This is a genomic window from Campylobacter sp. P091, from assembly GCF_002138935.1.
Lineage (GTDB): Bacteria > Campylobacterota > Campylobacteria > Campylobacterales > Campylobacteraceae > Campylobacter > Campylobacter devanensis.
Window position 1 is genome coordinate 16,906 of record NZ_MJKZ01000004.1, and the last position, 12,445, is coordinate 29,350.

Annotated in this window: 20 protein-coding genes; all 20 read right to left on the reverse strand. The window is 35.1% G+C overall.

All coding sequences use genetic code 11. The features are described 5' to 3' along the window. Positions 1-75: 75 nt before the first annotated feature. Entirely contained in the window at positions 76-351 is a 276-nt protein-coding gene (locus CIGNP91_RS04875; RefSeq protein WP_086252325.1) for a NifU family protein, read from the reverse strand. Positions 352-433: 82 nt separating this feature from the next. Further along, a complete protein-coding gene (locus CIGNP91_RS04880) occupies positions 434-1,684 on the reverse strand; it encodes an autotransporter outer membrane beta-barrel domain-containing protein (RefSeq protein ID WP_086241534.1) in 1,251 nt (416 codons plus the stop codon). Positions 1,685-1,945: 261 nt separating this feature from the next. After that, positions 1,946-2,302, reverse strand: coding sequence for a 50S ribosomal protein L17 (rplQ, locus tag CIGNP91_RS04885; protein WP_086225410.1), 357 nt, complete (start codon positions 2,300-2,302; stop codon positions 1,946-1,948). 16 nt (positions 2,303-2,318) lie between these two features. Beyond that, complete coding sequence (locus tag CIGNP91_RS04890) at positions 2,319-3,317, reverse strand: DNA-directed RNA polymerase subunit alpha (protein WP_086225409.1); 999 nt, start codon at positions 3,315-3,317, stop codon at positions 2,319-2,321. A 13-nt stretch (positions 3,318-3,330) separates the two neighbouring features. Next, complete coding sequence (gene rpsD, locus CIGNP91_RS04895; protein WP_086225408.1) at positions 3,331-3,957, reverse strand: 30S ribosomal protein S4; 627 nt, start codon at positions 3,955-3,957, stop codon at positions 3,331-3,333. 27 nt (positions 3,958-3,984) lie between these two features. Then, on the reverse strand, positions 3,985-4,377 hold the full coding sequence (gene rpsK / locus CIGNP91_RS04900; protein WP_086225407.1) for a 30S ribosomal protein S11: 393 nt from the start codon (positions 4,375-4,377) through the stop codon (positions 3,985-3,987). 9 nt (positions 4,378-4,386) lie between these two features. Continuing rightward, positions 4,387-4,755: a 30S ribosomal protein S13 gene (gene rpsM, locus CIGNP91_RS04905; protein ID WP_086225406.1), complete on the reverse strand. Its 369-nt coding sequence runs from the start codon at positions 4,753-4,755 to the stop codon at positions 4,387-4,389. A gap of 3 nt (positions 4,756-4,758) precedes the next feature. Next, positions 4,759-4,872, reverse strand: coding sequence for a 50S ribosomal protein L36 (gene rpmJ, locus CIGNP91_RS04910; protein WP_002848032.1), 114 nt, complete (start codon positions 4,870-4,872; stop codon positions 4,759-4,761). 226 nt (positions 4,873-5,098) lie between these two features. After that, on the reverse strand, positions 5,099-6,424 hold the full coding sequence (hcp, locus tag CIGNP91_RS04915) for a hydroxylamine reductase (RefSeq protein WP_086238511.1): 1,326 nt from the start codon (positions 6,422-6,424) through the stop codon (positions 5,099-5,101). Between the two features lie 66 nt (positions 6,425-6,490). After that, positions 6,491-7,102 carry a Crp/Fnr family transcriptional regulator gene (locus tag CIGNP91_RS04920; protein WP_086226578.1) on the reverse strand — a complete coding sequence of 204 codons (612 nt, stop codon included), beginning with the start codon at positions 7,100-7,102 and terminating at the stop codon, positions 6,491-6,493. Between the two features lie 3 nt (positions 7,103-7,105). Further along, a complete protein-coding gene (gene infA / locus CIGNP91_RS04925) occupies positions 7,106-7,324 on the reverse strand; it encodes a translation initiation factor IF-1 (RefSeq protein WP_009649712.1) in 219 nt (72 codons plus the stop codon). A gap of 84 nt (positions 7,325-7,408) precedes the next feature. Next, the gene (gene map, locus CIGNP91_RS04930; RefSeq protein WP_086225403.1) at positions 7,409-8,170 is read right to left on the reverse strand and encodes a type I methionyl aminopeptidase; all 762 of its coding nucleotides are present in this window, start codon (positions 8,168-8,170) and stop codon (positions 7,409-7,411) included. A 1-nt stretch (position 8,171) separates the two neighbouring features. Then, positions 8,172-9,434, reverse strand: a complete 1,263-nt coding sequence (gene secY / locus CIGNP91_RS04935; RefSeq protein WP_086251247.1) for a preprotein translocase subunit SecY — start codon at positions 9,432-9,434, stop codon at positions 8,172-8,174. Continuing rightward, on the reverse strand, positions 9,434-9,835 hold the full coding sequence (gene rplO, locus CIGNP91_RS04940; protein ID WP_086226580.1) for a 50S ribosomal protein L15: 402 nt from the start codon (positions 9,833-9,835) through the stop codon (positions 9,434-9,436). The genes secY and rplO overlap by 1 nt, the downstream gene beginning before the upstream one ends. 9 nt (positions 9,836-9,844) lie before the next feature. Further along, positions 9,845-10,288, reverse strand: a complete 444-nt coding sequence (gene rpsE / locus CIGNP91_RS04945; RefSeq protein ID WP_086225400.1) for a 30S ribosomal protein S5 — start codon at positions 10,286-10,288, stop codon at positions 9,845-9,847. A 14-nt stretch (positions 10,289-10,302) separates the two neighbouring features. Beyond that, on the reverse strand, positions 10,303-10,659 hold the full coding sequence (rplR, locus tag CIGNP91_RS04950) for a 50S ribosomal protein L18 (protein WP_086253549.1): 357 nt from the start codon (positions 10,657-10,659) through the stop codon (positions 10,303-10,305). Positions 10,660-10,668: 9 nt separating this feature from the next. Continuing rightward, a complete protein-coding gene (gene rplF, locus CIGNP91_RS04955) occupies positions 10,669-11,205 on the reverse strand; it encodes a 50S ribosomal protein L6 (protein ID WP_086225398.1) in 537 nt (178 codons plus the stop codon). Positions 11,206-11,308: 103 nt separating this feature from the next. Beyond that, on the reverse strand, positions 11,309-11,704 hold the full coding sequence (gene rpsH, locus CIGNP91_RS04960; protein WP_086225397.1) for a 30S ribosomal protein S8: 396 nt from the start codon (positions 11,702-11,704) through the stop codon (positions 11,309-11,311). 10 nt (positions 11,705-11,714) lie between these two features. Further along, positions 11,715-11,900 (reverse strand): type Z 30S ribosomal protein S14, encoded by a 186-nt coding sequence (locus CIGNP91_RS04965; protein WP_038452543.1) that lies wholly within the window; start codon positions 11,898-11,900, stop codon positions 11,715-11,717. Position 11,901: 1 nt separating this feature from the next. Next, entirely contained in the window at positions 11,902-12,444 is a 543-nt protein-coding gene (gene rplE, locus CIGNP91_RS04970) for a 50S ribosomal protein L5 (protein WP_086225396.1), read from the reverse strand. Between the last annotated feature and the right edge of the window lies 1 nt (position 12,445).

A 12,445-nucleotide genomic window follows, 5' to 3' on the forward strand; every position in this document is an offset into this window, starting at 1 on the left:
ACAGCAAAATCCTCCACTATCTTTTATAAAATATAATAAATTTTATTTCAATTTAGTTTGAAACATTGTAAGATTTTACATCTTTGATATATCAAATTCTTGACCGATTGGAATATTTACTACTGTCAATTCTGGATGAATATCGTTGCGAATCTGCTTTTCAATCCCAAATTTAAGCGTCTGACCACTTGCAGAACAGCCGTTACAATGTCCTATTAATTGCACATACACAACTCCATTTTTAATCCCCAAAAGCTTCATACCGCCACCATCACGCTCAAGCATAGGCATTACAACTTTAAGGCTCTGCCAAACTGGTTCATATAGCTCCTCATCGCTAAATGGTATCATTTTTATCCTTTTGTATTTTTAATAATTATATAGCAGTATAAAAAATTTAGATTAAATGGAGCCTATTTCTAGGCTCTATTTATTAGAATTTATAAGCAGCTCCAAAACTTGTGCTATATATTTTATCATCGCTATTTACATCAGCTCCTAGGTTTAAATTTATACTTAGATTTTTAGTTGCATTATATGCAATTCCAGTATCAATTGCAAAATTTGTATGTTTTTTATCATTGCCTTTGATATTAAATCCAGCACTTGAACCTGCAAATGAGCTTCTAGTAAATCCTTCATCATTGATTAAATCTCTTTTGATTTTAGCATTAGCATATATTGAAATTTCATCAAAGTTTTTAACCATTTCAAGACCTAGTTTAGCTTTTAAATTCTTAACTGCATTGCTCTGTATTTTTTGAAAGTCTGCTCCGGTTTCATCTTTTAGAGTGTAGTTTTGAGTTTTAGAATATAGATAATCTGCTCCAATATATGGTTTAATACTTGCATTATCATTGATAGCAAATCTATAACCATAATCTAATCCTAAAGCAATATATGATGAGTTAAAATTAGACTGCAAGATTTTATTTATCCCAAAGATATTTTGAGTATAGCTTAAATCATTTTTACCATAACCTCCAGCTATATTAAAGCCAAATTCATTATTATCTAAAAAATATCTAGAATAAAGGCCAAGTTCATAGACATCGCTATCAAGCTTGATATTTTCAGTTTGGGAATTTGTATATGAGAAGTAACCACCAATTAGCAAGTCATCTATCATTCTATCATAGCCCAAGATTGCGCCGTAGATTTTTGGATTTGTGCCATCTTTAAAGTCGCATTTAGCACCTAGGGCATTTAGATAAAATGAGTTTTGATACGCAGCCATCTCATCAGCCATCATTAAAAGAAGCACACCGCTACTAACATCAGCAAATTTTTGCCCTTCAAGAGATTCGATGAAATTTGCAAGTTGGCTTGCATTTGAGCGAGCTGTAACATTTGAAATTCTTTTGCCTACTTCATTTTTTGTAGCCAAGTTAAATGTATTTATCAAATTTGAAGTAGCATTTATAGAGTCTTGTGAGTTCTTTTGAATAGCTTTGGCGGTTTTAGATATTATTTGAGCAGCTTCTTGATTGCCCTGTGCGGCTTGAGCAGCTAGCTTTATGCCCTCAGTTGCTATTACACTATTGCCTTTAGTATCTTCTATAGTAAATAGCGATGTGATAATATCTAAGTCTTGGGCGGTTAGATTTATGCCTAATGCTTGAGCAGATTGAGCTATAAAATCGATTTTCTCGTTAATTGGTTTGTTTTGCATATCATCAGACATTAGAATAACGCTATTAATATATGTTGAGCGTTGAGCTAACCCGCCTTTAGAGTTAATAGGTAAAATAACGCCATGATGATCGTTGGTATGAAGGATAGTTAAATGATGAATTTCATCATTTTTTGTTACGCTACAACCAGCAAATAAAATTATTAGAGCAGATATTATAAATATAATCCCATTTGATTTTTAAAATGTATGGTTTGTAAATTTAGAATACTTAATTAAGCAACTTGCTAGGATCTCTCCTAGCAAATAATTTTATTCAGATACTAGCTCGATATAAGCCATTTCAGCTGCGTCACCTTTTCTGGTGCGTGTTTTGATGATTCTAGTGTAGCCACCATTTCTATTTGCATATTTTGGTGCGATTTGAGTAACTAATTTGTTAGTAGCTTCTTTATCTTGTAAAGATGCAAATACAAATTTATGAGCGTTAAAATCGCCTTTTCTAGCTCTTGTAATTAATTTTTCTACGTAGCTTCTTAGCTCTTTTGCTTTTGGCAGTGTAGTTTCAATTCTACCAGCCTTAACGATTGCGATCGTAAGGTTTTTAAGCAAAGCAGCACGGTGAGAGCTAGTGCGGCCTAGTTTTCTATATCCGTGATTGTGTCTCATTATCTTTCCTTCGCTTTTATGATTTTAACTCAGCTATCTTTTTTCTGAGTGATTCTTTGCTATCGCCTAGCTTATTCTCGCTAAATGGATAGCCAATTTCAGCCATTACAGCCTTAATCTCATCAAGAGATTTTTTACCTAAATTTTTAAGCTCTTTTAACTCGCTCTCTTCCATCAAAGCAAGCTCACCGATAAATTTAATCTCAGCCTTATCTAAGCAGTTAAAACTTCTAGCTGATAGATTTAAATTTTCGATGCTCTCTAGTAATTTTGAATGCTCACTAGAACCTTGAGATGATGTCATAGCCATATTTACGTCTATACTTAAAATATTATTAAATATTGCCATTTGCTTGTACATAGCCTCAATTGAGTTTTTAAACGCCTCTAAAGGTGACACCTGACCATCAGTAGTTATAGTTAAAACTATTTTTTCATAGTCTGGATTATCCTCAACTAGGACATTTTCAATCTCATAAACTGCATGTTTAACTGGTGTAAAAAACGCATCAAGAGCGATATAGCCACTCTCTACACTCTCTCTAATCTCTTCACTAGGAACATAACCGATACCTTTTTCTATTACCAGTGTAAATTTAAGCTCAGCATCTTCATTGATTGTTGCTAGATATGCTTCAGGATTTACTATACTAACGATATCGTTACATAAATCAGCACCAGTTATCTCTTTTGGCCCTTTGAAGCTATACTCGATAACTTCATGTTCTGAGTCATTTTTTAGCTTAAATCGTAAATTTTTGAGATTTATGATAAATAGTGTTACATCTTCTAGCATACCACGCATACTATCGAATTCGTGCGATACGCCCTCGATTTTAACAGCAGTTGGAGCAAATCCAACTGTACTTGTATAAAGTAGTCTGCGAAGCGGATGAGCTAGAGTAACTGCATAACCAGTTTCAAATGGATATGCTACTATTTTAGCTACATTTTCACTTACTGGGATAACCTCTATATCAGTAGGCATGTAAGCTGATGTTGTTATCTTTCTCATCATACTCTCCTTATTATTTAGAGTAAAGCTCGACTATATATCTTTCCTCAACTGGAATGATAACCTCTTCTCGTTCTGGAATTCTAGTGAAAATTCCATATTTTTTATCTTTTTCTACATCAACCCAAGCCACCATGCCTGTTTGATTAGTAAGCTCTATAGCACGAACGATTTGTGGGTTTTCTTTGCTTTTCTCGACAATTTCTATCTTTTCACCGGCTCTTACTCTGTATGAAGGGATATCAACTCTTTTGCCATTTACTAAGATATGGCCGTGAGTTACTAGCTGTCTTGCGAATCTTCTAGTAGATGCAAAGCCCATTCTATAAACTACATTATCAAGTCTTTGCTCTAATAAAGAGATAAGAAGTGCACCAGTATTTCCCTCTCTTCTTGCGGCTTCGGCAAATAATCTTCTAAATTGTTTTTCACTTACGCCATACATAAATTTAGCTTTTTGTTTCTCTCTTAATTGTAAGCCATATTCGCTTACTTTAGCTTTTCTTTGTCCGTGTTGGCCTGGAGCGTATGGTCTTTTTTCTAATGCGCTCTTGCCAGCTAGTCTTCTTTCGCCTTTAAGTGCAAGAGATACACCTAGGCGTCTTTCTAATTTTTCAACTGGTCCTCTATATCTTGCCATTATAATTCTCCTAAATTCTATCTACAATTACACGCGGCGGCGTTTTGGTGGTCTGCAGCCATTGTGAGCTAGAGGAGTTATATCTTTTAGATATAGCACCTTAATTCCTTCTACTGCGCCGATACTTTTAACTGCTGTTTCTCTACCACTACCTGGGCCTTGAACTTTGATGCCTACTTCTTTAATGCCATGCTCTTTAGCTTTATTTAATGCATCTTCTACAGCTTGTTGAGCTGCGTATGGGGTTGATTTTTTGCTACCTTTAAAGCCTAAGCCACCAGCACTACTCCAAGCAATAGCATTACCCATCTCATCAGTAACCGTAACCATTGTATTATTAAATGTAGCAGAAACATATACAATGCCTCTAGCTATATTTTTTTTAACTACTTTTTTCTTAATTACTTTTCTCTTTGCCATATTTTATCCTTATTTAGTAGCAGCGCCAACAGTTTTTCTTCTGCCTTTTCTAGTTCTTGCGTTTGTTTTTGTTTTTTGACCACGCACTGGCAGACCTTTTCTGTGTCTTAAGCCTCTAAAGCTACCTAAATCCATTAAAGCCTTAATATCCATAGCTACACTTTTTCTTAGGTCACCTTCAACCATATAGTGCTCTTGGATCTCTTTTCTGATCGCAGCGGCTTCATCTTCACTTAGCTCATAAACTCTCTTGTCATAAGAGATACCTACAGCATCAAGAATTTTTCTTGAAGTATATAGCCCTATACCATAGATATATGTAAGGCCATACTCAACTCTTTTTTTCTTTGGTAAATCAACACCTGCAATACGAGCCATACCTTATCCTTGTCTTTGTTTATGTTTTGGATTTTCGCAAATTACATGAACTATGCCTTTGCGTTTGACAATTTTACATTTGTCACACATCTTCTTTACAGAAGGACGAACTTTCATCTGAGTCTCCTAAAAATTATTTACCACTTTTACTAGACTGCACTTAGGTCTAAGAACACGCCTAAACCAACTATTTTCAAAACAAGTGGCACGCTTTGAAAACACTTCTTTATCCAGTTTGGATGCAAAGCGCAAAATTGTATCTAAAATTGGCTTTAAAATTTATAAATTTGAATTTAAATCAAAATGGGATTACGCTTAACAGAGCCGTAGCCCTGTTAAAAACTTAAGAGTTTAAAAATTTCTCTAAATCCGCTTTTGGATCTTCGCTGATTAGTGATAGATTATATTTTTCTACTAAGAAATTTAATATCTCACTATTTAAAAATTTTGGCAAGCTAGGCCCTATATGGATATTTTTTACACCTAAATATAAGAGTGCTACTAATATTATTATAGCTTTTTGTTCCATCCACATTAACACTATTGAAAGTGGCAAGTCATTGATAGCTATCCCTGTAGCTTCGCTTAAAGCCATAGCTATTTTTACTCCGCCATTGCTATCATTACACTGACCCAAATCTAAATATCTTGGGATATTTGTCCCTTCAATTAGACCAAAATCTATATCATTAAATCTAAATTTACCACAACTTGAAGTCAAAATCACACAATCTTTTGGCACGCTAAGAGCTAGCTCTCTATAATACTCTCTACCCTTGCCCGGCGCATCACATCCTGCTATAACAAAAAATCTACGAATTTTACCACTTTTAATCGCCTCTAAAATCTCACCAGCCATAGGCAAAACAGCCTTATAGTGATGGCCTGTGCTGATTACTTCATCGCTATCAAAGCCGCTTACATCATCAAGCTCTAAAGCCTTATTAATTAATGGAGTAAAGTCGTCACCGATAATATGAGCTATGCCTTTAGTGCTAGCAATATCATATCCAAACAATCTATCGCTATACTTGGCACTTTTGCGAAGCGGGACAATACAATTTGTAGTCATCAAAATAGCCCCGTTAAATTTATTAAAAAGCTCAGTTTGATCAAACCAAGCTTTGCCTAAATTCCCTTTTAAATGAGGATACTTTTTAAGCTCTGGATAGCCATGAGCTGGAAGCATTTCAGAGTGAGTATAGATATTGATCCCTTTGTCTTTGGTCTGTTCTAACAACTCTTTTAGCGCATGAAGATTATGTCCGCTTACTAAAATAGCTTTGCCTTCTGCTCTGTTTTGAGTAATTTTTACGGGCGTTGGGATACCGAATTTGCTTGTATGAGCATTGCTTAGAATATCCATAACTTCTACTCCAGCTTTGCCTACTTTTAGCAATTGTTCAATATGCTGATCAAAGTTAAAATTCATATTTGTAAGTGTAAAATACAGGGTTTGAGCCATTACATCATCTACATTTTTTGTATTAGCCCCTAATTCATTTGCGTGGTGGCGATATGCACTTAGACCCTTTAAGGCAAATATCATCATATCTTGTAGTCTTGCTAGTGTAGCGTCTTTACCGCAAGTTCCGATACTTTGTCCTTTAGAGCCACATCCATCATTAGCACTCATCTCACATTGATGACAAAACATCTCTAAATCCATAAAAATCCTTTAAAATAAATTAAATTTGGATTTTATAGAATTTTTATATTTTTGTATGTAACCGCTTCACACAACTAAACAAATTTCACCTCTTGATAGGGTTAAAAATCCATTTTTTTCTAGCTGTTTGAGATTTTTAGATACGCTCTCTCTTGTTACGCCTAGATGATTTGCTATTTGCTGATGAGTTATCTTTATGCTGTTATTTATAGCATTTTTATTGATAAATTCAATCAGCCTATCACGAAATGGTATAGTTTTGCTTTTTGAAGCTACCTCTATACTCTTAGCAAATTGCTTAGCAAAAATAGTCAAAATATACTCACTAAGCTTAGGATATTTCTCCCTTAAATTTCTAAAAATATTATCTGGGATTGTGATAATTTCTAAATCGCCAAGAGCTTGAAGATTTAATTCTAATTGAAGTGATTTTTGAGTACAAATTTGGCATATTACCCATTCATCACCCTTTTCAAGGGTGAGAATTGTCTGTTCTTGAGAGCCAAAAATAGTATAAACTCTAAGGGACCCAGAGCCTATCATCAGCAGTCCATAATGGCTCTTTGTAAGGGAGCTACCATCGCTAAATTTTTTAATTTGTAAAGATTCTTCTATCTCATCTAAATCTTGCGAAGATACGCCAAATCTTTTAAGCTTATCTTTTAAAATCTCTATCATAGATTATTTATAACGATATGTGATTCTGCCTTTATCTAGACTATATGGCGTAAGCTCCACTTTAACCCTATCACCTGGCATTATTTTGATATAGTGCATTCTCATCTTGCCTGCAATGTGGCATAAAATCACATGCTTATTATCTAATTCTACTTTGAAAGTGGCATTTGGTAGGGCTTCAACTACATTACCATCAATCTCTATAACATCATCTTTTGCCAAATTTATTCCTTTCGTTATTATCAGCTATTAAAAATTTAAAGAAAATTAAATTGAATTTAAATTTCTTTAAACTCAAAGCAACCTTTAGCTAACGCTACTTAAAATTTCAGCCTTGCCATTTATCACAGCTACGCAGTGTTCATAATGGCTAGTGCGCATACCATCTACGCTAGTAACAGTCCATTTGTCTGCGGCAATCTTTGGGGTGCCATCTTTTTGACAAATCATCGGCTCGATACAAAAGACCATACCATTTCTAATCTTTGGCCCAGCTTTTGGGGTTGTCCCTTCTAAATAATTTGGAATTTCAGGCTCTTCATGTGGTTTGCGACCTATACCATGACCGCAAAATCCCTTTAAAGGCACATACCCACGAGATAGTATAAATTGCTCCAACTTATAGCACAACTCTTTAAAATGCATACCAACCCTAATCTCATCAATAGCATAATACAAAGCATCTTTGCTACAAGCTATCAAATCTTCATCGCTTTTTGAGATATTGCCTACTGGATATGTCCTAGCACTATCACCAAAAAATCCATTTAAATTTGAACCAATATCAACTGAAACTATATCACCATCTTGTAAAATATAGCCATTTGGAATTCCATGAATCACAACCTCATTTACGCTGATACAAGCTGTATTTGGAAAGCCGTAAAGTCCTTTAAAAGCTGGTTTAGCCCCAGCAGAAACTATCATATCTTCGCAAATTTTGTCAATTTCAAGTAGCGAAATTCCAGGCTTAATAATAGTATGGAGATGATCTAGAGTAGCTGCGACTATCTTATTAGCCGCACGCATACTCTCTATCTCTTTTGGAGTTTTTATACCTATAGCCATTTTATAGCCCAACCGCACTTAGAGTTTGATATTTACTCATATAGACTTGAGCTTCTATCTTTCTCATAGTATCAAGCGCTACTTGAACTACAATCAATACAGATGTACCACCAAAATAGAAAGGAACTCCCATAAATTTAACCAAAACCCAAGGCAAAGTAGAGATAAGACCAAGATATATAGAACCAGTTAAGGTAAGTCTGCTAGCTACTTCGTTTAAGAAGTTAGCGGTGCTTTCGCCAGGTCTAACACCAGGAATAAATCCACCTTGTCTTTTTAAATTTTCGCTTATGTCTTTTGCGTTAAATGTGATTGAAGCATAAAAATATGCAAAAAATAGAATAAACAAAAATGTTAAAATATTGAAAAAATAGCTATTTGGATTTAAAAAATCATTGATAGCTAATATAAACTCATTTGTACTTGCTTGTAAAATTGTCCCCGGGAACATCAAAATAGCACTAGCAAAAATCGGTGGAATAACACCACTTAAATTTACTTTAATAGGGATGTAATTCATTATTCTCTTATTTTGATTTTGCATAACAGTTTTACGAGAATATGAAATCGGCACCCTTCTTTCTCCCATCTCTACATATATTACCACACCAACAGTAGCTAGGATAATCAAAGCAATTGCTATAACTACTAAGAAATTTAACTCGCCGGTATTGACTAGATCAATTGTCCCGCCAATAGCACTTGGAATACCACTTACGATACCAGCAAAGATTATAAGACTAATACCATTACCAATACCTCTTTGAGTGATCTGCTCACCTATCCACATAAGCAACATCGTACCAGTTAGCATAGATACGCAGCTAATTCCGATAAATAAATTCGTATCTATCATTATCGCACTAGATCCATCTTTGCCAGTTAGACTTTGTAATCCGATGCTTACACCAATTGCTTGTATCACGGTAATTACGATAGTAGCATAGCGGATAATCTGCATATATTTTTGCATACCATCACGCTCTTTTTTCATCTTGCCTAAATTTGGAAATGTAGCAGCTAAAAGCTCCATAATAATTGAAGCAGTAATATAAGGCATAATGCCTAGCGAAATAATGCTTAGACGCTCAGCAGCGCCGCCGCTAAACATATTAAACATACCAAGCGCATTTGAGCTATTTGAAGTAAAAAATTCCCTAATAACATCAATATTTACACCAGGCACTGGCACATAAGCCAGCACCCTGTAAGCAAACAAAAATCCAAGCGTAATTAATATCTTGTTGATTAATGCTCTGTTCATTAGTTAATTCCAGTTGCCTTTATATTCTCATCTTTTATTTTACTTGCTAAATCTTTAGCACCAGCACCAATGAGTTTAACTTTTTTAATGCTGTTTGAGAATTTATGTACTGTTTTAAGAGTATCTAGTGTAATTTCGCTTAACTCTTTAATAGCAGGATTTCTATCAACGCTAATCGCATATGGTTTTTCAAATTTAGAAGTAAAGCCTACTTTTGGTAGTCTTCTTTGAAGTGGTTGTTGGCCACCTTCAAAGCCTCTTTTTTCGTTATAACCTTTTCTAGCTGTTTGGCCTTTGCCACCTTTTGTGGCTGTTTTACCCCAACCGCTACCTTGACCACGACCGATTCTTTTAGTGTTGCGAGTTGAGCCAGCAGCTTTTTGTAAATTTTCTAGTCCCATGCTCTCTCCTTAACCTTTTAGCATACTTAATGCTTTAATTGTAGCACGAACGACATTTGCAGAGTTGTTTGAACCAAGAGATTTAGTAAGTATATTTTTGATACCTGCCAACTCTACAACTGGACGAGCACCACCACCAGCGATAACTCCGGTACCTTCGCTAGCTGGTTTTAGTAGAATTCTACTTGCGTTGTATTTAACTTCGATATCGTGAGGAATTGTATTGCCTTTTAATTTGACTTCTACAATGTTTTTAAACGCATCATCAGTAGCTTTTCTCATCGCATCTGGCACCTCTTTAGCTTTACCAAATCCGAATCCAACACGACCTTTTTTATCACCTACAACAACAAGAGCTGTAAATCTAAATCTTCTACCGCCTTTTACAACCTTAGTAACACGACCGATATCGACGATTACTTCTTCAAATTCTTCTCTATTATACTTTTCCATCAACAATCCTTGCGTTATAGCTTAATGCCATTTTCTCTTAGAGCTTCAGCAAATGCTGCAACTACACCATGATAAAGATAGCCATTTCTATCAAATACCGCTTCTTTAATTCCAGCTTTTTCTAGTTTTGCAGCAATATCTTTAGCTAGCACTGCCGCACCGGCTTTATTTGCTTTTACGCCTAGTTTTCTGCCATCACTAGCACAAAGCGTAGTAGCGTTGATATCTTCTATCGCTTGGACATATAGAGTTCTATTAGATTTGAATATAGAAATTCTAGGGCAAGACGCAGTACCGCTAATTTTAGCTCTTATTCTTCTTTTTCTCTTAATTCTTAGAGATAATTTTCTTTTTAATACATTTGCTACCATTGCTTACCCTTATTTCTTAGATGTTTTACCGGCTTTGCGGATTATGCGCTCTTCGACATATTTGACACCTTTGCCTTTGTAAGGTTCTGGTGGTCTAAAGCCTCTTACTTCAGCTGCTACTTGGCCTACTACTTGTTTATCGCTACCTTTAATTGTGATAATGTTTTTCTCAACACTTACTTCTACACCTTCAGGAAGTTCATAATTAATAGGGTGAGAAAAGCCTAATGCTAACTCTAATACTTTGCCTTTTGCTGCAGCTTTATAACCAACACCATTGATCTCTAACTGTCTAGTAAATCCAGCAGTTAAGCCAATTACTATATTATTAGCCAAAGCACGATATGTACCCCAGTAGGCTCTGCTTTGTCTATCATCGCCCTTACTAGCAAAAGTGATAAAACCATCTTTAACTTCTACATTGACATTGCCTTTAGTGTCTAGTTCTTTAGTAGCGTTGCCCTTTTTAAACACTAAAACTGCACCATTTAAACTAACATCTAAACCACTTGGGATAGATATTGGCTGTTTTCCAATTCTTGACATATTTTTCCTTTTTACTTGTCTAGGGTATTTCTACGCTATGCGAATGGATACCCAATACCATAAAAAGATTAGCCTTTCAAATTTAAAAAGGCTAATTCCACTCTTACCAAACTGTACAAAGCACCTCACCGCCAACACCAGCTTTGTGTGCTTCATCATTACTTAAAACACCTTTGCTTGTGCTAACGATAATTGTCCCATAACCATTTTTAAATCTTTTAATCTCGTCTTTGCCTTGATAAACTCTACGGCCTGGTTTTGAAACTCTTTTTAGCTCATTGATAACACTTCTACCACGCTCGTCATATTTTAAAACTACATTAATGAATTTTTTATTATTCTCTTCAATAACATTGTAGCTTTCAATATAACCTTTTTGTGCTAGAATTTTTAAAGTCGCCTCAACAACATTTGAGTGTAGAAGTTGAGTAGTCTCTAATCTTCTCATAGCCGCATTTCTAATGCGTGTTAATCCGTCTGAAATTAAATCATTTATCATCTTGCTTCCCTTACCAACTTGCTTTTTTAAGACCTGGTATTAGTCCTTCGTTAGCCATTTTTCTTAGGCACACACGGCAAATTCCAAAATCTTTATAAACAGAGTGTGGGCGACCACAAATTTGACATCTAGTGTATCCACGCACGCTAAATTTAGGTTTGCGTGCTGCTTTTGCTATCATTGATTTTTTTGCCATATTACTTTCCTTTTGCAAATGGAATGCCAAAGAGTTCAAGTAGTTTGAACGCTTGTTTGTCATCGTTAGTTGTTGTAACTATAGTTATATTCATACCATGTGTTCTTAGAATTTGATCAAATACAACTTCTGGAAACATTAGTTGTTCATTTAAACCAAAGTTATAATTACCACGACCATCAAATCCATCTCTAGGCAAACCACGGAAGTCTTTTACCCTAGGAAGTGCGATGCTAATTAGTTTATCTAAGAATGCATACATTTGCTCTTTTCTTAGAGTTACTTTTATACCAACAGGGAAGCCTTCTCTTACTTTAAAGCCAGCAACTGATTTTTTAGCATTTGTAACAACTGCTTTTTGACCGGCTATTAAAGATATTGTATCAGCCATATTTTGAAGCAATTTTTGATCCTTAGCACCCTCGCCAGCTCCGACGCTAATCACAATTTTCTCAATTGCTGGAATAAGCATAGGATTTTTGATATCAAATTCTTTAACCAAAGCCGGTTTAATACTCTCTGCGTATTTAGTTTTTAATCTCATA